This window comes from Constrictibacter sp. MBR-5 (assembly GCF_040549485.1).
In the GTDB taxonomy this organism is placed as follows: domain Bacteria; phylum Pseudomonadota; class Alphaproteobacteria; order JAJUGE01; family JAJUGE01; genus Constrictibacter.
Map to the genome: position 1 here is coordinate 412,913 of NZ_JBEPTK010000004.1, position 21,253 is coordinate 434,165.

Consider the following 21,253-nt stretch of genomic DNA (forward strand, 5'->3'; position numbering starts at 1 on the left):
CCTCCCAAGGATGGGGAGCACCCCACGGCACCCCCTCTCTGTTGCCGTCGTCGATCAGTCCATCGGCATCCCGGGGTGCATCTTCCGCGAGTCGCCGACATCCATGAAGGAGGTCGAGAGCGACGGCATCGCCACCTCGGCGATCAATTCCGGAGTCCAGCCGCCGTTGTGGTGGACCATGCGGATCGGCCGCGGCAGGCTGTAGAGCGACAGTTCGGCCGCCCGCTGGTGGAAGACTTGGCCGTTGACGTAGCCGGCCTGCTCCGACGCCAGGAACGTGCACAGCGGGGCGATAGCGTCGGCGCGGCTGCGGCGCAGACGCTCCTCGCGGATCGCGGCGGCCTGCGGATCCTTCGGCGTCGGTACCGAGCGGGTCATGCGCGTGTCGGCGGACGGCGCGATGACGTTGGCCGTGATGTTCTTCGAGCCGTTCTCCATCGCCAGGATCCGCGCGAGCGCCACGATGCCCATCTTCGCGGCGCCGTAGTTCGCCTGGCCGATGTTGCCGAGCAGGCCGGACGTCGACGACACCATGACGATGCGGCCGTATTCCTGATCGCGGAACAGGTTGATCGCCGCGCGGCACACGTTGAAGTGTCCGGTCAGATGGACGTCGATGACGGCCTGCCAGTCGTCGGGCGACATCTTGTGGAACATGCGGTCGCGCAGGATGCCGGCCGGATTGAACAGGATGTGGGCACCGCCGAGTTCGTCGCGGGCCTGCTCGACCATGCCGAGGCAGTCCTCGTAGCTGGTGACCGATCCGAAGTTCGCCACCGCCTCGCCGCCGGCCGCCTTGATCTGATCGACGATCTGCTGCGCCGGCGTGTTGTCGGCGCCCTCGCCTTCGCCGCTGACACCGGGATCGTTGACCAGCACCTTGGCGCCGTTCGCCGCCATCATCTTGGCGACCTCGGCGCCGACGCCGCGCCCGGCGCCCGTGCAGATCGCCACGCGACCGTCCAGCATGCCCATGTCTCGAGTCCTCACTTGGTTCGTTGGTACGGACATACTGTCCGGGACCGGCGCGCCGCTGTCAAAGGGGCGCCGGCGGAACCCGTAAGCGAGACAGGGAGGTGCAACGACGGCGCTAGCTGACTAAAGCGCCGCCGTCTTCACTGGACGCGGGCGCAACGTCCGCGTCTTGAGCGGCAAGGCAGGTGATTTCCGGGGTCGTCCAGGTTTTCAACGAGGCGTCGCCGGGCCGTTCCGATTCGGCGGCAGGCGGCTCTCTCCCGATCATTGCTGGTGCCTCGCGTAGAAGGTGGTAGCCCCCCGACGCTATTCAGCTAGGACCGCAAAGGCAATCCAGGTTCCTGACGAGGTTGGAAGGTTTCAGCCACAGCGTGGCGGATGCTCGGGTAATGGGCTAGCTTCCCGGGAACGCCCGAAGAGGACGAGCGCGAGCATGACAATCGCGGCCTCCGCCGATGGAAGGACAGACGCGGCCGTGCGATCCGCCGAGCGCCGCACGCTCGGCCTGATCTCGACGGCCCATCTGATCAGCCATTTCCATATTTTGGTCCTGCCGCCGCTCTTCCCCCTGCTGCGCGACACGATGGGCGTCGGCTTCGTCGAACTCGGGCTGGCGCTGACGATCTTCAACGTGATCTCTGGGCTGACGCAGGCGCCGATGGGGTTCCTGGTCGACAGGATCGGCCCGCGCCGGGTGCTGATCGCCGGTCTCTGCCTCGGCAGCCTCGCCTTCGTCTCGCTCGGCCTGTTTCCGGTCTATGCTTGGCTGCTGGTGGCGGCGGCCATCGCGGGGCTGGCGAACAGCGTCTATCACCCCTGCGACTACGCCATCCTGTCGGCCGGAATCGGTTCGTCGCGGGTCGGCCGTGCCTTCTCGATCCACACCTTCTCGGGTTTCGTCGGCGGCGCAATCGCACCGCCCGTCCTGCTCGTGATCGCCGCGACCGCCGGCCTGTCGGCCGCGCTGATCTTCGCCGGCGCCGTCGGACTGGCCGCGGCGGGTGCGCTGGCCCTGGCCTCGCCGCCGAAGGCCGCGCCCGCGGCCGCCCCGGCGAAGAACGCGGCTGCCGATGGCACGAAGGGCGCCGGCGTCTCGGTGTTCACGCCCACCGTGCTGATGCTGACCGGCTTCTTCATGCTGCTCAGCCTGTCGAACGGCGGCATCAACAACTTTTCCGTCTCCGCCCTGGTCGACGGCTACGGCATCGCCTTCACCACCGCCAACGTCGCGCTCACCGCCTTTCTCGCGTCGAGCGCCTTCGGCGTTCTCGCCGGCGGCTGGCTGGCCGACCGCACGCGCCGGCACGGCGATGTCGCCGCCGGCAGCTTCAGCGTCGCCGCGCTGCTGATTCTGATGGTCGCGACCCTGGACCTGCCGGCCTTCGTGCTGATCCCCGTCATGGGCCTCGCCGGCTTCTTCTCCGGCCTGATCGCGCCGTCGCGCGACATGCTGGTGCGCGCCGCCGCACCGCCCGGTGCGGCCGGCCGGACCTTCGGCATCGTGTCGACCGGCTTCAACGTCGGCGGCGCCATCGGGCCGATGCTGTTCGGCTGGATCCTCGACCAGGGCGAGCCGCGCTGGCTGTTCGGCGCCGCGGTCTGTTTCATGACGGTCACCGTGGTCATGGCGCTAGTCGGCGACCGTTGGAGCGCCGCCCGCGCACGGCGGCCGGCCGTGGCCCCCGGCGAATAGCGGGGATCTTTCCAAGGGCGGCGGCAGCGGTCATTATCCGGACATTTCCGGCACCGCCCTTCGCCCCGCCCCATCCCCGGCAGCAGCAGCGACATGACCGATCAGACCTCTTCCGGCCGCCGGCCGCCGCCGCTCGCCGGCGTCCGCGTGCTCGACTTCACCCGCGTCCTGGCGGGTCCGTGGTCGACGCTGAACCTCGCCGACCTAGGCGCCGAGGTCATCAAGGTCGAGAACCCGAAGGGCGGCGACGACACCCGGCAGTACAAGCCGCCGGAGGTCGGCGGCGAGGCCTCCTACTTCCTCTTCGTCAACCGCAACAAGAAGAGCCTGGCCCTCGACATCACCAAGCCCGAGGGGCAGGCGATCGTCCGGCGGCTCGCGGCACAGGTGGACGTGGTCATCGAGAACTATCGTCCCGACGTGATGGAGCGGCAGGGCATCGACTACGCGTCGCTGTCAAAGGTAAACCCGCGCCTGATCTACTGCTCGATCTCCGGCTACGGCCACGACAGCCCGCTGAAGATGGTCGCCGGCTACGACCCCGTCGCCCAGGCCGAGAGCGGCATGATGTCGATCACCGGCGAGCCCGACGGCGAGCCGATGCGCAGCGGCGCCTCCTATGCGGACATCTTCACCGGCATGTTCGCGACCCAGGCGATCATGGGCGCCCTGTTCGCGCGCGAGCGTGACGGTCTGGGCCAGCATATCGATCTCGCCCTCGTCGACAGTGCCGTCGCGGTCACGGCCAACCTCGCGCAGAACTACCTGGTCACCGGCCAGCAGCCGCAGCGCCTCGGCAACCGCCATCCCTTCCTCGAGCCCTTCGGAACCTTCCAGTGTGCCGACGGCCTGATCAACATCGTCATCGGCAACGCCCGCCAGTGGGAACGCTTCTGCAAGGACGTGCTCGACCGGCCCGACCTGCTCGAGGATCCGCGCTTCGCCACCAACCCCGGCCGCCTGCAGAACCGTCAGGCGGTGCGCGACCTGCTGACGGTGACGTTCCTGACCGACACGCGCGAGAACTGGATCGCCAGGATGCGCGCCGCCGGCGTGCCGGCCGGTTCGGTGCGCGCCGTCGGCGAGGCGCTGGAGGCGCCGGAGATCCGCTATCGCGGCATGGTCCGCGAGGTCGAGCATCCGACCGCCGGCACGATCTCGATGCTCGCCTCCCCGCTCAAGCTCTCCGGCACCCCCACCGCCGACCTCCAGGCCCCGCCCCTTCTCGGCCAGCACACGGACGAGGTGCTCTCCGCGGCAGGGTACGACGCCGGGGAGATCGCGGCACTCCGGGAGACGGGCATCGTCGGGTAACGGCGTTGCCCACTCGATCGGTAAGGACTATTTCAGTTCGTAAGGAATCCTCCCGGAGGTAAGGACGATGGTCAGCGCGGTCATGACGAGCAAGGGCCAGACGACGATCCCAAAGGCCGTTCGCGACAAGCTGCGGCTGAAGCCCGGCGATCGACTGGAGTTCCTGCTTCAGAGAAACGGGACGCTGGTGGTCGTGCCGAAGAACGTGCCGCTGTCCGCCCTGAAGGGGTGCCTGCCCCGGCCGGAGCGCACCGTCACGGTGGAGGAGATGAACGAAGCCGTTGTGGAGGCTGCAGTCGAGCGGGTGGAGCGCGGGCTGCGTTGAAGGGTCTCGATACGAACGTTCTGCTTCGCTACCTGGTCAGGGACGACGAGGCGCAGACGGCGATCGCCGACGCGTTTCTCGATGCCGAATGCCGGCAGGAAACCCCCTGCCTCGTCAATCGGATCGTCCTCACCGAGATCGTGTGGGTCCTCGGCCGGACCTACAAATACGGTCGCCATGAAATCGCATCCGCACTGGAACTGCTGCTGCGCTCCGACGGACTTCTCGTCGAACATGAGGACGCCGTATGGGCAGCGCTCAACGCCTATCGAAATGATCGCGCCGACTTCGCCGACCGCCTGATTGCCGAAACGAACATCGATTTCGGCTGCTCGGAAACGGCGACCTTCGACCGGGCTGCGGCCCGCCATCCCCACTTCCGCTATATCGGCGACAAGAAGTAGAGCCAGCCCCATGCCCCAGGACCGTCCCCTCCCCCCTCTCCACGGCATCCGCGTCGCCGACTTCTCGCGCGTCATCGCCGGCCCGCTCTGCGCGATGACCCTCGCCGACCTGGGCGCCGACGTGGTGAAGATCGAGAATCCGGACGGCGGCGACGACACCCGCGGCTACCGGCCGCCGGAGTATAAGGGCCTGTCGCCGGCCTTCCTCTGCTACAACCGGAACAAGCGCAGCATCGCCCTCGACCTCAACAAGGCCGAGGACCTCGCCAAGGCGAAGGCGCTGACCGAGCGCGCCGACCTGGTGATCGAGAATTTCCGCACCGGCCTGATGGAGAAGTACGGCCTGGGCTACGCCGATCTCGCGCCGTCCAACCCGCGCCTCGTCTATCTCTCGGTCTCCGCCTACGGCCGGACCGGGCCGTTCAAGGCGCGCGCCGGCTACGATCCCGTCGTCCAGGCCGAGAGCGGCTTCATGTCGATGACGGGCGACCCCGACCTGCCGCCGCTGCGCACTGGCGTGCCGATGATCGACGTGACCACCGGCATGACTGCCGTCCAGGCGGCCATCGCCGCCCTGATCGCGCGCGAGACCACCGGCCGCGGCCAGTATGTCGAGGTGCCGCTGTTCGACACCGGCTTCGCCATGACGCTGCACGCATCGCAGAGCTACCTGCTCGACGGCGAATGTCCGCAGCGCGCCGGCAACGGCAGCATCCTCGCCTCGCCGATCGGCGTGTTCCAAGGCGCCGACGGGCCCTTCTTCCTGACGATCGGCGGCGAGCGGCCCTGGCGCCGGCTGGCGGGCGAACTGCTGAACCGTCCCGATCTGCTCAACGATCCGCGCTTCGCCACGAACGCGGCGCGCGTCGCCAACAACACCGAACTCTGCGCTCTTCTCAACGCGATCTTCGCGACGCAGCCGCGCCAGCACTGGATCGAGCAGATGCGCGCCGCCGGCGTGCCGGTCGGTGCTATCCGCACCATCCCCGAGGCCTACACCTCCGCCGAGGCGGAGACGCGTGGCATCGTCGGCCGAATCCCGCACGAGACGCTGGGCGACGTGCCCGACGTGCGCAGCCCGCTGCGCCTCTACGGCACGCCGCTGCGTGACGCCGTCGGCGCACCCGAGCTGAACCAGCACGGCGCGGCGATCGAGAAGGAATGGCTGGCCTCGCCCGTCCCTGCGGCACCTGCGGCGACATCCGTTCGCGACATCCCGCACCCGCTCTCCGGCCTCAAGGTCCTCGACTTCACCCGCGTCATCGCCGGCCCGCACTGCGCCATGACGCTGGGCGACCTGGGCGCCGACGTGCTGAAGATCGAGCATCCGGAGACCGGCGACGACGCCCGCGGCTATGCCGGTCCGCGCGTCGGCGGCGAGGGCGCCTTCTATCTCGCCTACAACCGCAACAAGCGTAGCCTCGCGCTCGACCTGTCGAAGCCCGAGGGTCAGGCGCTCGCACGCGACCTCGCCGCGGAGGCGGATGTCGTGCTGGAGAATTTCTCCGCCGGCGTCATGAAGAAGTTCGGCCTCGACTATGAGAGCCTCAAGTCGGTCAACCCGTCGCTGGTCTACTGCGCCATGTCGGGCTACGGCCGCGACGGCGACTTCGCCAAGCGCGCCGGCTACGACCCTGTCGCGCAGGCCGAGAGCGGCTTCATGTCGATCACCGGCCGCCCCGACGGCGAGCCCACCCGCACCGGCATCCCGATGATCGACGTCACCACCGGCCTCGGCGCCGCCCAGGCGACCCTGGCGGCCCTCTTCCACCGCAGCCGCACCGGCGAGGGCCAGTATGTCGACGTGGCGCTGTTCGACACGGCCTGCGCCATGAGCTTCCACTTCGGCATGGCGTACCTCATCGACGGCAAGACGCCGATGCGCTGGGGCAACGGCAGCCCCGCCGCCAACCCCGTCGGGGTCTACGAAGCCTCCGACGGGCCGTTCCAGATGACGCTCGCAGGCGAACGGGTCTGGAAGAAGTTCATCGTCGACGTGGTGAACCGGCCCGACATCGCCGCCGACCCGCACTTCCTCACCAACAGCGCGCGCGTCGCCAACCGCGATCTGGTCGACCGCACCTTGAACGAGATCTTCGCCACCGACACCCGCGACAACTGGGTGGCGCGGATGCGCGCCGCCGGCGCCCCCGCGGGCCCGATCCGCACCATCGCGGAAGCCTGCGAGTCGCCCGAGGTCAAGGAGCGCGAGCGTTACGTCTCGATCCCGCATCCGACCGCCGGGACGGTGCCCTGCCTGCGCAGCCCGATCCGCATGGACGGAACGCCGGTACGCGATCCGATGGCGGCGCCGACGCTCGGCCAGCATACCGCCGCGGCGCTCGGCGACTGGCTCGGCTACGACGCGGCACGGGTCGACGGCCTCAAGGCACAGGGAATCGTGAAATGACCGACGAGGCCGCGGCGACCCTGCCGCATCCGCTGACGGGCATCCGCGTGCTCGACTTCACCCGCGTGCTCGCCGGCCCCTACCTCACCATGATGCTGGCCGACCTGGGCGCAGAGGTGATCAAGGTCGAGAACCCCGACGGCGGCGACGACAGCCGCGCCTGGAACCCGCCCGGCCTTGGCAGCGAGAGCGCCTACTTCCTCGCGATCAACCGCCACAAGAAGAGCGTCACGGTCGACCTCGGCACCGAGGCCGGGCGCGACCTCTGCCGCGAACTCGCGGCAAAGTGCGACATCCTGGTCCAGAATTTCCGCGTCGACGTCATGGAGCGGCACGGCCTGGACTACGCCGCCCTGTCGGGGGCCAATCCGCGCCTGATCTACTGCTCGATCTCCGGCTACGGCCACGACACGCCCTATCGCATGAACGTCGGCTACGACCAGATCGCCCAGGGCGAAGGCGGCCTCATGTACCTGACCGGGCAGCCCGAGGCCGACCCCGTCCGCACCGGCGCCTCGCTGGCCGACACGCTGACGGGCCTTCACGCCGGGATGGCCGTCCTGGCCGCGCTGCGCGCCCGGGAGGTGACCGGCCGCGGCCAGCATGTGGACATGGCGCTGCTCGACACCGTCGTCGCCGTCAGCGGCTTCCTCTCGCAGGGCGCCCTCCTGACGGGCGAGAACCCGCCGCGCAGCGGCAACAGCTCTTTCCTGGTCATCCCGACCGGCGTCTATCCCTGTGCCGACGGCCTGCTGAACCTGCTGGTCGGCAACGACCGGCAGTTCCGGCGCCTCTGCACCGACGTGCTGGAACGGCCCGACATGGCCGAGGATGCACGCTTCCGCACCAACAAGGACCGCCGGGCGCACAAGGCGGAGCTGGACGAGGTGCTGAAGGATCTGTTCTCGCGCCGGCCGCGCGACCACTGGATCGAGCGCTGCCGCGCATCGGGCGTCCCCGCCGGCAGCGTCCGCACCCTGACGGAGGCGCTCGCCGCTCCGGAGCCGGCGGCGCGCGACATGATTCAGGAGGTCGAGCATCCGGCCGGCAGCTTCCGCACGGTCGCCTCGCCGATGAAGCTGTCCGGGACGCCGGTGCGGCGTGCGGGGCCCGCGCCGCTGCTCGGCGAGCATACGGACGAGGTCCTGCGCGAGGTGCTCGGCTGCGACGACGCCCGCATCGCTGCCCTGCGCGCGGCGGGCGGCGTCCGCTGAGCGGCCTCGGCCGCCTCAGAAACGGTTGCCGAGCAGCTTGGTGAACCCGAAGAGATACCGCACCGTCCCATCGTCGGGAGGGTTTCCGGTGAAGGGCAGCACGACCCGGTGATAGGGCAGTTGCGCCCCTGTGGGCCGCCAGTTCAGGACCGACTGCGAGAACACGGGCAGCCTGCTGGAGCGGGCCCGTTCATAGTCGGCCAGCACGCGCGGGCCTGTGCCCGTGGCGCGGATGAAGTCCGACACCCGCATGCCAGTCACGTCATAGCCGTAGAGCGCGAAATAGCCGGTGCCGATCAGCCTCGCGTACCACGCGTCGTCGCGCAGTTCGAACAGGAACGCCAGGTCGAGGCAGCGCGGCGGAACGTCGAGCGGATCGATCTGCGACTTCGTCGGCAAATCCGCAACGCCCTTGCGGGCGTGCCAGAGCGTCTCCGCCCAACGAAGGTCCGGATCCAGCCAGTCCGGCGACCGGGCCGCCGCCACCGACTGCGCTTCCACCTCGGATCGCACCGTCCACCCCTGTTGGTTTTTATCGCGCGACAGTAGGCCGGCGCCCTCTACGGCCGGTAAAGACGGGCGTAAGCCCGGCTCAGCCGGGAAGCCGGAGCACCTGCTTGGCGATGATGTTGCGCTGGATCTCATTCGATCCGCCATAGATCGTCGCCGGGCGCGACTCGATGAACTGCGCCATCACGTCGACGCTGGTGTTGCCGATCACCACGTCCTCGCGCTGGATGCCGTGGTCCCCGGCGACTTCCACCATGTATTCGGTGATGCGCTGGTAGGTCTCGGTGGCCCAGAGCTTCAGCACCGATACGTCGGCCCCCAGTTCGCCGCCCGCGCGCAGGATGCCCGCGAAACGCTCGAACGCCGAGTTCAGGTCGTAGACGTCCAGCCGGAACTGCGTGAAGCGGTCGACGAAGGCGGCATCCTCGAACCGTCCCGTCTTTTCGCCCAGGTCGCGCAGGCGGTTCAGCGCATATTCCGGCATGCGCGGGTTGCCCAGGAACAGCCGCTCGAACCCGAGCAGCGCCTTGGCCATGGTCCAGCCCTTGTTCGGCTCGCCGACCAGGTTCTTCTTCGGCACCCGCACGTCGTCGAAGAACATCTCGCAGAATTCGACGTCGCCCTTGATGTTCGGGATCGGCCGGACCGTGACGCCCGGCGTCGACATGTCGATCAGCAGGAAGCTGATGCCCTCCTGCGGCTTGCGCGCCGTCTTGTCGGTCCGCACGAGGCAGAAGGTCCAGTTCGCCGAATGCGCCAGCGTCGTCCAGATCTTCTGGCCGTTGACGACATAGTCGTCGCCGTCGGCGACCGCTTCGGTCCGCAGGCTGGCGAGGTCCGACCCGGCATTCGGCTCGGAGTAGCCCTGGCACCAGATGTGTTCGCCGCTCAGGATCTTCGGCAGGAAGTAGCGCTTCTGCTCCTCGGTGCCGTAGCGGATCAGCAGCGGCCCGCACATCTGCAGCGCATGGTCCGGGATACGGGCGCAGCCGTGGCGCTCGTACTCCTCGACATAGATGATCAGCTTCGACGGATCGAGGCCCATGCCGCCGTATTCGCGCGGCCAGCCGGGCGCGATCCAGCCCTTGGCCGACAGCTTGTCGAACCAGTCCTTGATCTCCGGATAGGTCATGCGGTGCTTCGGGAACCGCTTCGCCTGCGGATACTCGGCCTCGATCCAGCGCCGGACCTCCATGCGGAAGTCCTCGTCGCTCATCGCGTTCCAGTCGCAATCCTTGGCGTGGTCTTCGGCCATGCGTCTCTCCTGCCGGGCGGCGTCCTCTTTGCCGCAACATGGCGGCAGCCGCCCGTATCAGGCAAGGCCCTCCCGTTTCGCCGCACCGCGCTGCCGGCTAGCATCGCGTTACCCATCCGCGTGAGAGGAAGAAGAAGATGCGCGTCACCGACCTGCGCACGATCGTCGTCGAGGTCCCCCTGCCCCGGCCGACGCGCAATTCCAGCGGGGTCAGCAACGACCGCGTCGGCTGCGTCCTGGTGTTCGTCGACACCGATGCCGGCGTGACCGGCGAGAGCTTCCTCTTCACCCTCGGCGGCCGGCGGATCGAGGTGCTGGAGACGATGGTGCGGAGCCTGAAGCCGGCGATCGTCGGCGAGGACGTGCGCTACGCCGAGCGGATCTGGGAGCGGCTGTGGAAGGAACTCTACTTCCTCGGCCACAAGGGCGTGACCGTCTTCGGCCTCGCCGCGATCGACACCGCCCTCTGGGACGCCAAGGGCAAGGCCCTCGGCCAGTCCGTCGCCCACCTGCTCGGCGCCGCCCGCGACCGCGTGCCGGTCTATTGCAGCGCCGGCCTTTGGCTCTCCGCCACGCCGGACGAACTCGCCGCCGAGGCGGCCGGCTACGTCGCCGAGGGTTTCCGGGGCGTGAAAATGCGCGTCGGCAAGACGCACGTCGAGGAGGATGTCGAGCGGGTCGCCGCCGTGCGACGGGCGATCGGCCCGGACGTCTCGCTGATGTGCGACGCCAGCCGCGGCTTCACCGCCGACCATGCGATTCGCCTCGGCCGCAGGCTGGAAGACTTCGACCTCACCTGGTTCGAGGAGCCGGTGGCGCCGTACGACTATCACGGCTCCGCCCGCGTGGCGGCCGCGCTCGACACCCCCATCGCCAGCGGCGAGACAGAGGCGACGCGCTACGGCTTCCGCAGCATGCTGGAGGCCGGCGCCGCCGACATCTGGATGGCCGACCTCGGCCGCGTCGGCGGGGTCACCGAGTTCGTGAAGGTGGCCCACCTCGCCGCCGCGCACGACATCGCGATTTCCAACCATCTGTTCACCGAGCAGAGCCTTTGCCTGATGGGTGCGTTCGGCAACGCCACGTGGCTGGAGTTCATGCCCTGGACGGCGCGTCTCTATCGCGAGCGGATCGCGGTCGAGGACGGCCACATCGCCGTGCCGGACCGGCCGGGCCTCGGCTTCACGTTCGACATGGATGCGGTCGACCGGCACCGGATCCGGTGATCAGAAAACCGTGGTCTTGCGTAGGAGCCCGGGTCCGTTATGTTGCCACTGCGACGCTTTCTCATTCGCACTACCGCCGCAGAGGATGGGCCATGAAGACCCTGAAACGCTCCACGACGATCACGCTCGCCGCGACGCTGCTCGCCGGTACGACGGCCATCGCTTCCGCCGCCGAGGTCAACATCTACTCGGCACGGCATTACCAGACCGACGAGCAGCTCTATAACGGCTTCACCGAAGCCACCGGCATCAAGATCAACCGGATCGAGGACGACAGCGACAAGCTGATCTCGCGGATCGAGGCCGAGGGGCGCAACAGCCCGGCCGACATCCTCGTCACCGTCGACGCCGGACGGCTCTGGCGTGCCGAGGAGAAGGGCATCTTCGCCGACACCTCCTCGGAAACGCTGACGAAGCGGATCCCGTCGTCGCTGCGCCATCCCGACGGCGAATATTTCGGCTTCTCGAAGCGCGCCCGGCTGATCTTCTTCAACAAGGCGGAGATGAAGGATCCGCCGAAGACCTACGAGGCGCTCGCCGATCCGAAGTACAAGGGCGAGATCTGCATCCGCTCCAGCTCCAACATGTACAACCTGTCGCTGATGGCCTCGATGATCGAGGCGCACGGCGAGGAGAAGGCGCTGGAGTGGGCCAAGGGGGTCGTCGCCAACATGGCGCGCGCACCGAAGGGCGGCGACACCGACCAGATCAGGGCCGCCGCCGCGGGCGAGTGCGGCATCGCGGTCGCCAACCACTATTATTTCATCCGGCTGATGACGTCGGACAAGTCGGCCGACCAGGACGTGGTCAAGGCCATGGGCGTCGTCTTCCCGAACCAGGACGACCGCGGCACCCACGTCAACATCTCCGGCGCCGGCGTGCTGAAGCACGCGCCGAACAAGGAGAATGCCGTCAAGTTCCTGGAGTATCTGGCCAGTGACAAGGCCCAGCAATACTTCGCCGTCGGCAACTACGAGTATCCGGTGGTCGAAACGGTGAAGCCGGCCGAGGTGGTCGCCGACCTGGGCCACGACTTCAAGCAGGACCCGGTGAACGTCAGCGCCTATGGCCGCAACCAGGCCCAGGCGCAGAAGCTGCTCGACCAGGCCGGCTGGAAGTAACTGGTAACGACAGGCCGGGACGGCCACGCGGCCGTCCCGGCGACCTTCGTCCCCGGGGTCAGTCCCCGCCGGCGGCGACCTTCGCCCGCTCCTTCTCCGCCATCATCGCCTTCAGCTGCTCCGGCGTCATGCGGACGATGTCCTCGTTCTGGTGCGCATAGAGGTCGTAGCCCTCGGTCGAGAGTTCCTCGAGCTTGAGCCGCTCCGCCAGGACCTCCTGCTTCCAGGCCTGATGCGCCGGCTCCATGGCGTGGAACTCGGGCATCACCTCCTCGGCGAACATCGTCAGGCTGTCGCAGATGTCCTTGTGGCTGGTCTTCCCCGCCTGGTTCAGCAGGATGACCTGGTCCACATGCGCGTCGGCGAACATCCGCAGCCGCTTGCGGATCGTCTCCGGCGATCCGATCAGGCCGTTGCGCAGCGCCTGCTGCGCCTTCTCGGTGTGGCGCCACTCCTGGTACTCGGCCCACAGGTCGCTCTCGCCCGGTGCGTCGATGCCCTTCCGGCCGTAACGCGACAGCGCGAAGATGAAGAAGGTCCAGCCCGACGCCTTCTCCAGCGCCTCCTGGTCCGTCTCGGCGCACATGAACCCGTTGACGATGGCGATGTTCGGATTGGCCTGGTAGTCGGCCAGCCGGTTCTGGCGGTGCAGGAGCGTGTTGTAGTAGCGGTGCACCCAGGCCTTGGCCGCGTCCGGCGAGACGAAGCTGAAGCCCAGCGCGCCCATGCCCCAGGCGCCGGCCTGCGTGATGGTCTGGATGTTCGAGCAGGCGACCCACAGCGGCGGGTGCGGCTTCTGGAACGGCTTCGGCACGACGTTGCGGGCCGGGAAATCGTAATACTGGCCGTGGAACTCCCAGCTGTCCTTCGTGAACATCGGGATGATGGCCTTCACCGCCTCCTCCCAGCGATCGCGCTTGTCGCGCACGCGGATGTTGAAGGGGTGGAGCTCGGCCGGCCCGGCGCCCTCGCCCATGCCGAACTCGACACGCCCGCCCGACAGCAGGTCGAGCGTCGAAACGCGCTCCGCCACCCGATGCGGCTGGTTCGTCGTCAGCTGGATGATGCCGTGGCCGAGCCGGATGTTCTTGGTCCGCTGGCTGGCGGCGCCCAGGAACACTTCCGGCGCCGAGGAGTGCGAATACTCCTCGAGGAAGTGATGCTCGACCTCCCAAGCATAGTCATAGCCGAGCTTGTCGGCGAGTTCGATCTGGGCGAGCGAATCCTGGAACAGCTGATATTCGCTACGCGCCTCCCACGGCCGGGGGAGCTGATGCTCATAGAAGATGCCGAACTTCATGGGGCGTCGCCTGTGCAGTTGTCCGATACCGCTGGCCGGTCACTCTAGACCCCGGCGGATGTGCGGACAATTGCACCAGGACGGCATCCGTAACACAATTCGAAATATCGAAACGATTGATCGAGTACGGTGATCAATTTCAGCCTGCCCCAGGTCGCCGCCTTCATCGCGGTCGCCGAATCCCGCAGCTTCCGGGCCGCGGCGGAACGCCTGAATCTGTCGCAGCCGGCGGTCAGCGCGCGCGTTCGCCAGCTGGAGGAGCATCTGCGCGTCGACCTGTTCAACCGTACCACGCGGTCGGTGTCGCTGACGCCCGCCGGTGAGCGCCTGCTCCATGCGGCGGCGCGCGCCCTGGGAGAGCTGGAACATCTGGCGGACGAGCTGCGCGAGGAAGCGGGACTGGCGCGGGGCCGGATCGCCGTCGCCGCCATTCCGTCGATCGCCGGGACGATCCTGCCGTCGACGATGGCCGCCTTCCGCGATGCCTACCCCGGCGTCGCCGTCGAAATGGTCGAGGTGCTGACCCGCCGAACCTTCGAGGCGGTGGAACAGGGCAGCGCCGCGATCGGCCTGATGTCGGGGCCGATGCCGCGGGATCCCTTCGACTTCGAACCGCTGTTCGAGGATCCCTGCGTGGCCGTCGTGGCGCGGAACCATCCGCTGGCCGGGCGCTCCGCGGTCTTACTGGAGGACCTCGCGCAATGGTCCGTCGTCTGCTCGCCGCGCGGCGCCGGCCTGCGCGACACGGTGGAGGCAGCCTTCGACGCGCAGGGGCTGACGCTGTCGGTGGGCCACGAGGCCAACACCTTCTCCACCCTCGTCGCGATGGCGGAAGCGGGATTCGGCGTCACCTTCGTGCCACGTGTGCTCGAAGGGAAGCTCGACACCTCGGGCTGCGCCGTCCTGCCGATCGCCGGCAATGCCGTGACGCGCGAGATTGGCATCGTGTCCCTGCGCGGCCGCTCCGATTCCCCGGCAGCGGCCGCCTTCCGCGCCCTGCTCCGCGCGCGCTACGGCCCTCAGTCGCAGAGGCGCAGTCGCTCGCCGTAAGTGGCAGGCTGCCGGGACGCGGCGCGCCGCGCGATCGGCTCCGCCTCTTCGCAGCGCCACGGCAGGTGGAAGCCGGAGCGTCCCAGGATGGCCGCCGCGTGGGCGACGGCGATCTCCGGGTGCGCGGTGTGGACCGGGCGTAGCATCCAGGCGAGGTGCGCCCGAACCGCATCGGCCGAACCGCGCTGACCGGCCGCATAGAGCTGCAGCAGACGGATTTCGTCGGTGGTCACGCCGGGCCAGCCGGGCGGCCCAAGCCGCAGGGGCCGGCGGCCGTAGAGCGCGATCAGCACCAGGATCGAGCGGATGGCAACCGTCACGCGCTCGCCCTCCTCGCGGCCGCAGCCGCGCTGGATGTCGCGTTCCACGCTGCGCGAAGCATGGTGCGCGAAGGCCCAGCTTCGGAATGCCCAGACCATCAGCTGTTCGGCATCGGTCAATTCGGCGATCCGCCGCCTTGCGGGGTCGCCGGGGGACTCGACAAAGCGGCACTGTTCGATCATGCGGGCATCTCCGGTACGAACGAGCCCACATTAATGAGAATCGTTATCACTCGCAAGCGACACGTGGATCCGCAACGCCTTTGCGGAACGGGGCGCCGCGACGAACGGCGCCCCTCTCCGATCAGGCGAAGCTGAAATCGTCGCTGCGCAGGCTGGCGAGATCGACACCGACCAGCGTAATGACGTTGTCCGCATCGAACGACAGCAGAACGTCGCTGCCGACCTGACTGCCCGACGCGGTCACCGCGGCGAAGTCGCCGAATAAGCCGTCCTCGAACCGGATCGTGTCGCGGCCGCGGCCGAAATCCATGACCCGGTCGAGGCCGAAGCTCGTTTCGAAAACGAAGGTGTCGTTGCCGAAACCGCCTTCGAGGACGTCGTCGCCTTCGCCGCCGGCCAGCCGGTCGTTGCCGAAGCCGCCATCGATCTCGTCGTCGCCGGCATTGCCCGCAAGACGGTCGTCGCCGAAACCGCCCTGGATCCTATCATCGCCGCCACCACCGGAGACGACATCGCGCCCGAAGTCGCCGAGCAGCGTGTCGCGCCCCCCGCCACCCACGATCCGGTCGTCGCCGAAGCCGCCGTCGATCATGTCACGACCGGCACCGCCCGAAAGGACGTCGTCGCCGAACTCGCCGTGGATCACGTCGTCGCCGCCGCCGCCGTCGACATCGTCGTTGCCGAAGCTGCCCTTCATCCGGTCGTTGCCGAGACCGCCCAGCATGACATCGTCGCCGAAGCCGCCATCGACCACGTCGTCACCGGCGCCCCCGTCGAGATTGTCGTCACCGAAGCCGCCGGAGATGCGGTCGTTGCCGGAGCCGCCGACCAACGTGTCGTCCGCCCAGCCGCCGACCAGGACCATGTCGGGATCCGGATCGGAATCGCCGCCCTCCAGCACCGTATCCTCGCGCACGGCGAGATTCTGGATCCGCTCGTCCTGCTCGGGCGATGTCTCTTCGGCGGCGTAGGGCACTTCGGCATGATTGGCCAGCATATACTCCGCGAGTGCGTCCTGCTCCGTCCCCGCCGTCGCGAAGTCGGCCTCGCCCTCCGCGAGGTTGTCCGCGCCCAGGTCGATCCGGTCCAGCGTCCCGTCGGGGAACGGATAGCCGTCGCCGCCGTCGGCGAGGAAGCCGAGGGTGACAACCTTGATCTCCCGCGACGCGTCGCCGACCACCTCGCCATTCTCGACGATGACGTCGACCGGCAAACCGTCCTCGTCGACGACGGCCAGCGACCGGATACGATCGCCCACCGCAGCCGAAGGATCGAAGCTCACCTCCATGCCGCCGATCTGCGGGAAGGCACCGGGAGTGGAACCCGGTGCGACGCCGGCAAAGGCATGCTCCATGACCGCAAGCAGGGTCGCGGCCGTTATGGTGACGATCGAGAGGCTGTTGTTGAACCGCAGCGCGTTCTCGATGTCGAGTTGCGAGACCTCGCCGTCGGCCGGCGCGACCAGTTCACCCGTTTCGCTGTCGACTTCGCCGATTCCGGCGCGGATGCCGCCGCCGTTCTTGATCGACACCATGACCTCGGCGTCGACCTTGCGCGCCTCGGCGAGGTTCGCATCGGCCGAGAGGTTGCCGAGGTTCGTTTCCTCGGTACGGACCGATTCACGTCGGCCGTCGAGATAGACGTCGGTCAACCCGAGGACGTTGCCGTCCTTCACCGTCACGACCTCGTCGACGGCATCGACCAGCCGCTGCACCAGTTCTCCCTTGGAGTTCTCGGCGAACGGATCGGCCTCGCCCCAAGCCGCGGCGACCACCGCTTCGGTGCTGGCATAGGCACCGTTGACCGTCTCGTCCAGGCTGTCCGCCAGGACGTTGCCCTCGGCGTCGAAGGTCACGACGAGGCGGCCGAGATAGGAGTATTCGCCGTCGGTAGAGACGATCAGCGTCGTGTTGCCGTCCGCGTCGGTCGTGACCAGCGGATAGTCGCCGTCCGCCGTATCGCCCTCGCGCAGCACGTCCGTCTCGTCGGCCAGCAGCGTGTCGGAGCCGCCGGCCAGGATGATGTCGACGCCGTGCAGCAGCCCGGCCAGTTCCTGCTCCAGCGCGATCTGCTGCAGGTGGCTGGTCAGGACGATCTTGTCGACGCCCTGGTCGCGGAGCGCGTCGATCGTCGGCTGCAGGATGGCGGCGAGTGCCGCCATGTCGTTCGTCCCCGCACCCGGCTCGCGCACCGTGACGGCGCCCGGCGACGAGATGCTCTCCAGCAGCGGCGTCGTCGCGCCGACGACGCCGATCATCTCGCCGTTCTCCTCGATGATCGTCGCCGGCGCGATCTTCGGCGTGACGAAACTGCCCGGGATGTCGGTCGGGTCCGCCCTGAAGGCCTCCGAGGAGAGGATGTCGTCGGTCAGAAGCCCGGCGAGGTTGCTGCCCGAGAAGTCCAGGTTCGCCGAGAGATACGGGAATTGGGCGCCGAGCCAGGAGATCGCATCCGGGCTGCCGGACGCGCCGATGATGTCGGCGACAGCACCCGTGCCCGCGTCGAACTCATGGTTGCCGAAGGCCGAGGCGTCGAAACCGATCACGTTCATGATCGAGACGTCGACGCGGCCGCTGCCGACGCCCAGGCCGGTGAAGATGTCGGTGTCGTAGAGGTCGTTGTAGACCTCGTTCAGAACGCTCTGGACGCTCGGATCGGCGGCAGCGACGAAGAACGGACCCGGTATGTAGTTGTCCCCGGCGGAGATCGTCACCGAGTTGGCGTACTCGTCCTCGAACAGGTCGGCGAGCGCGGCGAAGTTGGCCGCGCGGCCGATCGCGTCGACCCCACCCTCCAGGTCCGAAGCGTGCAGGATCTGCAGCTGGTATTCGGTCGACGCGGCAGGCTCGATTTCGACGCGCGCCACGATCGCCTCGTGGTCGCTGGCCTGGTCGGCGAAGTCCACGTTGGCGTGAACGATGTCGACTTCCGCCCGGTCGCGCAGCGCCTCGTTGAACAGCATGTGGTCGAGGACCTGGGAATTGCCCTCGAAGTTGTAGGTGTAGGTCGCGTCGCCTTCGAGCGTGTCGAGCCGGTCGAACAGGACCTGATCCGCGCCTTCGCCCTGCAGGGTCTGGACGGCCTGGGAGAACTGGAAGTCGTTCAGGTCGCCGAGTAACACGACCTTGGCGTCCGTGTCGGCGGCTTCCAGGGCGGAAACGTGCGCCTTGAGGAACTCCGCCTGGGCGAGCCGCTGGTCGGCTCCGGCGTCGACCGGCGGCTGCTCCGTGCCGAACAGCGGCGTGCTGCCGGACTTGGACGGGAAGTGGTTGTTGATGACCGTGACCGTCTCGCCGTTGAACAGGAACTGCGCCTGCAACGGCTGCCGGGTGTCCGCGAAGGCGGCTTCGCCCGTGCCCAGCGCAGTCACCGACCCCTCGACCAGATCGACGCGGTCGGCGTTGTAGAGGAACGCGTTGCGGATGTTGCCGCCGGGAACGCCGCCGCTCGCGCCGTCGGCGGGCGCCACCTCGGCGAAGGCGTAGGTCGGGCCGCCGGCCGCGGCGATCGCGTCGGCGAGCGCCTGCAGCGTCGCCGCGCCTGAGACCGTGCCGTCGTCGACTTCGCCGCTGGCGTCCTGGATCTCCTGCAGGCCGATGATGTCGGGGCCACCGAGGTTCGTCGCGATCTGCGCGCCCAGCGCCGCGAGCTGCGCCGTGTCCTGCGGCGACAGGTTCAGGACGTTGTAGGTGGCGATCGTCAGGCCGTTCTCGGTCGGCGTGAGCGCCGTCGTCTCGCGCTCCAGCGCGCTGGGCGCCAGGATCGGGAAGGCCTGGGTGACTTTCACTTCAAAGTTGCCGAAGTTGTAGTCGACGACGCCGGTGACGTCGCCGAGGCGCGCGCCGACATCGACGGTCTGGTCGAAGTTGCGCAGCACGTCGTCGTCGAACTGGATCTGGATCCGCTCGGGGTTCGCGTCGTCGGGCGCCAGGGTGATCCCGCCGCGGTCGTTCCGCCCGGTGGCACCCTCACCCTCGTCGGCCAAGGCGAAGATCTCGCCGAAGCGGTTGGTCGCCGAGACGGCGACCGCGTCATTCACCGTGACGCGCATCCCCTCCAGCGACTCGTAGAAGTCGATGCCGTCGTTCCCGGGGTCGAAGACGGCCAGCCCGTCGTCGTCGATGACCTCCGTCGGCGGCACCCGTCCGCCGTCGCCGATGATGGCGGCCTCCGGCAGGGCGTTGCCGCGCGAATCGATGGAAAGGTCCGTCAACGCCCCGATCTGGGTGGTCGACAGGTTGCCCGTCGCGGCACCCCCCGGGAAATACTCCTGCACGGTTCCGGTCAGGGTCACCGCATCGCCGACCGCGGTGGTCACATTGCCGCTGCCGGTGAAGACGAAGACCGCGTCGGAGGTGGCGACGTCGCCGTCGCCGGTCGGATCCTGCAGATAGAAGCCGTTGCTCTCCAGCGCCGTCACGATGCCGCCGGTCGTGACCGTCATACCGGCATAGCCGGACTGATGGCCGGCCCCCTGGATCTCGGAGATCGTCGGCGTGACGTCGATCTCGAAGACCGACGTCGTGCCGCTCACCTCGTTGCCGGTCACCAGCATCGGCTTTCCGGTCGGACTGTCGTCGGCCGAAATGAACGCCAGTCCCTCGGGACCGAGGTCGCCCGCCGCCGCACTCTCGGCGTCGACGGTGAAGTCGCGGTTGTTGATGTACTGGACGAATTCGGGGGCCGTGGGATCGGAGATCCTGTAGACCATCACGCCGCCGGCGCGCTCGAGCCCGATGAAGGCGTAGGTCTCCGGACCGATCACGCCGATGGTGACGCCCTCGGGCTCCGGCCCCTTGGCATCGCTGCGGCTGTCGATCGAGTCGTTGTCGTCGTTGTTGGCGTTGAACGCCTCCGGCAGTTGCGCCGCCAGGATCTGCTCGAAATCGTCGCCGGAGTCGAAGACGACCATGCCGTCGCCGTTCAGGATCGAGAAGGACCGGCCGCCATAGACGTGGATCTGGTCGATGTCGCCGTCATCGTCGATATCGCCGTCGGTCGACGAGGCTTCGAGCCGGCCCAGCGTCTCGTCCTGCTGCAGCGCCTCGGCATTCGGATACACGGTCGGATCGAGATCCAAGTCCTCGATCCGGACCTCCTCGCCGCGCGCATCGCCCTCGTTGGCGATGACGAAGTAGGTCTGCCCGCCGCTCTCGAACGAGGCGATGCCGTCCGGCATATACATGCCGAAGACGGGGACCTGGGCGATGTTCACGCCGCCGTCGCGGTCGCTCGGGTCGAGTCCCTGCCCCTCCAGGCTGTGGTCCTTGAGGCCAAGGCCGACGATGTCGACGATCTCCGCCGTCTCCAGGTCGATGATCGCGACCGCGTTGTTCTCCTGCAGCGTCACCATGGCCCGCGTGCCGTCGGCGCTGATCGCCGCATATTCGGGCTCGAGGCTCTGCGAGGCCGTCTTGCCGGGGAACAGGCGCACGCCCTTCTCGCGCAGGGCGTCCTCCTGGCCGTCGAAGACGGAGAAGTCCACCTCGACGACGGTGGCGCTGTCGGGGCCGGCCGACAGGTCGACGATGCTGATCGAGCCCTGCGGGTCGACCTCGTCCGTGAATTCGCCTTCGTTGGAGACCACGATCTTCATGCCGTCCGGCGAGAAGGTCAGCGCATCCGGCAGGACGCCCACCTCGACCTCGCCCAGCAGCGCGCCGTCGGTGTCCATCAGCACCACCCGCCCGCGGCCGTCGTCCTCCTCGCTCTGCACCGCCGCGGCGACCACGCCGTTGGAGACGGCCACGCTGTTCACGTGACCGACCTCGATCTGCGTCAGCAGGACGGGGTCGCCGGCGCCGTTCATCTGCAGGACGTCGATCGTCCGTGCCGAACCGTTGACGACGAAGAGGCGTTGCGTGACCGGGTCGTGCGCCACGATCTCGGCTGCGCTCTCGTCGAATATCCCGGTGGCGTAGCGTCCGGTGTGGGTCAGTGTGATCGACATTCG

At 68.2% G+C, this 21,253-nt stretch carries 15 protein-coding genes; 9 read left to right on the forward strand and 6 right to left on the reverse strand.

The genetic code is table 11. From position 1 onward, the window contains the following. Positions 1-54: 54 nt before the first annotated feature. Entirely contained in the window at positions 55-969 is a 915-nt protein-coding gene (locus ABIE65_RS12040) for an SDR family NAD(P)-dependent oxidoreductase (RefSeq protein ID WP_354077953.1), read from the reverse strand. A gap of 481 nt (positions 970-1,450) precedes the next feature. On the opposite strand from ABIE65_RS12040, the gene ABIE65_RS12045 reads away from it, so the two are divergent. From ABIE65_RS12045 to ABIE65_RS12070, 6 genes are all read left to right on the forward strand, one after another. Next, positions 1,451-2,668, forward strand: a complete 1,218-nt coding sequence (locus tag ABIE65_RS12045; RefSeq protein ID WP_354077954.1) for an MFS transporter — start codon at positions 1,451-1,453, stop codon at positions 2,666-2,668. 93 nt (positions 2,669-2,761) lie between these two features. Beyond that, positions 2,762-3,982, forward strand: coding sequence for a CaiB/BaiF CoA transferase family protein (locus ABIE65_RS12050; RefSeq protein ID WP_354077955.1), 1,221 nt, complete (start codon positions 2,762-2,764; stop codon positions 3,980-3,982). A gap of 67 nt (positions 3,983-4,049) precedes the next feature. After that, positions 4,050-4,307 carry an AbrB/MazE/SpoVT family DNA-binding domain-containing protein gene (locus ABIE65_RS12055; RefSeq protein WP_354077956.1) on the forward strand — a complete coding sequence of 86 codons (258 nt, stop codon included), beginning with the start codon at positions 4,050-4,052 and terminating at the stop codon, positions 4,305-4,307. Then, a complete protein-coding gene (locus ABIE65_RS12060) occupies positions 4,304-4,711 on the forward strand; it encodes a type II toxin-antitoxin system VapC family toxin (RefSeq protein WP_354077957.1) in 408 nt (135 codons plus the stop codon). The genes ABIE65_RS12055 and ABIE65_RS12060 overlap by 4 nt, the downstream gene beginning before the upstream one ends. A 10-nt stretch (positions 4,712-4,721) precedes the next feature. Continuing rightward, entirely contained in the window at positions 4,722-7,121 is a 2,400-nt protein-coding gene (locus ABIE65_RS12065; RefSeq protein WP_354077958.1) for a CaiB/BaiF CoA transferase family protein, read from the forward strand. Then, positions 7,118-8,335, forward strand: coding sequence for a CaiB/BaiF CoA transferase family protein (locus ABIE65_RS12070; RefSeq protein WP_354077959.1), 1,218 nt, complete (start codon positions 7,118-7,120; stop codon positions 8,333-8,335). The genes ABIE65_RS12065 and ABIE65_RS12070 overlap by 4 nt, the downstream gene beginning before the upstream one ends. A 15-nt stretch (positions 8,336-8,350) precedes the next feature. Here ABIE65_RS12070 and ABIE65_RS12075 read toward each other — a convergent pair whose 3' ends face one another. Then, positions 8,351-8,836, reverse strand: coding sequence for a PAS domain-containing protein (locus ABIE65_RS12075; RefSeq protein ID WP_354077960.1), 486 nt, complete (start codon positions 8,834-8,836; stop codon positions 8,351-8,353). Positions 8,837-8,927: 91 nt separating this feature from the next. Continuing rightward, complete coding sequence (locus ABIE65_RS12080) at positions 8,928-10,100, reverse strand: acyl-CoA dehydrogenase family protein (RefSeq protein WP_354077961.1); 1,173 nt, start codon at positions 10,098-10,100, stop codon at positions 8,928-8,930. A 137-nt stretch (positions 10,101-10,237) separates the two neighbouring features. Between ABIE65_RS12080 and ABIE65_RS12085 the strand changes: the two genes are divergently transcribed. Beyond that, positions 10,238-11,326, forward strand: coding sequence for a mandelate racemase/muconate lactonizing enzyme family protein (locus ABIE65_RS12085; protein ID WP_354077962.1), 1,089 nt, complete (start codon positions 10,238-10,240; stop codon positions 11,324-11,326). Between the two features lie 92 nt (positions 11,327-11,418). Continuing rightward, positions 11,419-12,447, forward strand: a complete 1,029-nt coding sequence (locus ABIE65_RS12090) for a Fe(3+) ABC transporter substrate-binding protein (RefSeq protein ID WP_354077963.1) — start codon at positions 11,419-11,421, stop codon at positions 12,445-12,447. A 58-nt stretch (positions 12,448-12,505) separates the two neighbouring features. On the opposite strand, the gene ABIE65_RS12095 is transcribed toward ABIE65_RS12090, so the two are convergent. Beyond that, complete coding sequence (locus ABIE65_RS12095) at positions 12,506-13,747, reverse strand: LLM class flavin-dependent oxidoreductase (protein ID WP_354077964.1); 1,242 nt, start codon at positions 13,745-13,747, stop codon at positions 12,506-12,508. 129 nt (positions 13,748-13,876) lie between these two features. Here ABIE65_RS12095 and ABIE65_RS12100 point away from each other — a divergent pair, with 129 nt between their 5' ends. Next, positions 13,877-14,797, forward strand: a complete 921-nt coding sequence (locus ABIE65_RS12100) for a LysR family transcriptional regulator (RefSeq protein WP_354077965.1) — start codon at positions 13,877-13,879, stop codon at positions 14,795-14,797. Here ABIE65_RS12100 and ABIE65_RS12105 read toward each other — a convergent pair. Both ABIE65_RS12105 and ABIE65_RS12110 read right to left on the reverse strand, forming a co-directional pair. Continuing rightward, positions 14,767-15,300 carry a hypothetical protein gene (locus ABIE65_RS12105; RefSeq protein WP_354077966.1) on the reverse strand — a complete coding sequence of 178 codons (534 nt, stop codon included), beginning with the start codon at positions 15,298-15,300 and terminating at the stop codon, positions 14,767-14,769. The two genes, ABIE65_RS12100 and ABIE65_RS12105, sit on opposite strands and share 31 nt — an antisense overlap. A gap of 121 nt (positions 15,301-15,421) precedes the next feature. Beyond that, positions 15,422-21,250 carry a choice-of-anchor I family protein gene (locus ABIE65_RS12110; RefSeq protein ID WP_354077967.1) on the reverse strand — a complete coding sequence of 1,943 codons (5,829 nt, stop codon included), beginning with the start codon at positions 21,248-21,250 and terminating at the stop codon, positions 15,422-15,424. Positions 21,251-21,253 lie beyond the last annotated feature (3 nt).

What these genes read in the sequence shown, in the direction of transcription:
- ABIE65_RS12090 (WP_354077963.1), top strand. Translation starts at nt 11,419, where the DNA reads ATGAAGACCCTGAAACGCTCCACGACGATCACGCTCGCCGCGACGCTG.
- ABIE65_RS12065 (WP_354077958.1), top strand. Translation starts at nt 4,722, where the DNA reads ATGCCCCAGGACCGTCCCCTCCCCCCTCTCCACGGCATCCGCGTCGCC.
- ABIE65_RS12040 (WP_354077953.1), bottom strand. Translation starts at nt 969, where the DNA reads ATGCTGGACGGTCGCGTGGCGATCTGCACGGGCGCCGGGCGCGGCGTC.
- ABIE65_RS12055 (WP_354077956.1), top strand. Translation starts at nt 4,050, where the DNA reads ATGGTCAGCGCGGTCATGACGAGCAAGGGCCAGACGACGATCCCAAAG.
- ABIE65_RS12080 (WP_354077961.1), bottom strand. Translation starts at nt 10,100, where the DNA reads ATGGCCGAAGACCACGCCAAGGATTGCGACTGGAACGCGATGAGCGAC.
- ABIE65_RS12050 (WP_354077955.1), top strand. Translation starts at nt 2,762, where the DNA reads ATGACCGATCAGACCTCTTCCGGCCGCCGGCCGCCGCCGCTCGCCGGC.
- ABIE65_RS12085 (WP_354077962.1), top strand. Translation starts at nt 10,238, where the DNA reads ATGCGCGTCACCGACCTGCGCACGATCGTCGTCGAGGTCCCCCTGCCC.
- ABIE65_RS12095 (WP_354077964.1), bottom strand. Translation starts at nt 13,747, where the DNA reads ATGAAGTTCGGCATCTTCTATGAGCATCAGCTCCCCCGGCCGTGGGAG.
- ABIE65_RS12105 (WP_354077966.1), bottom strand. Translation starts at nt 15,300, where the DNA reads ATGATCGAACAGTGCCGCTTTGTCGAGTCCCCCGGCGACCCCGCAAGG.
- ABIE65_RS12110 (WP_354077967.1), bottom strand. Translation starts at nt 21,250, where the DNA reads ATGTCGATCACACTGACCCACACCGGACGCTACGCCACCGGGATATTC.
- ABIE65_RS12070 (WP_354077959.1), top strand. Translation starts at nt 7,118, where the DNA reads ATGACCGACGAGGCCGCGGCGACCCTGCCGCATCCGCTGACGGGCATC.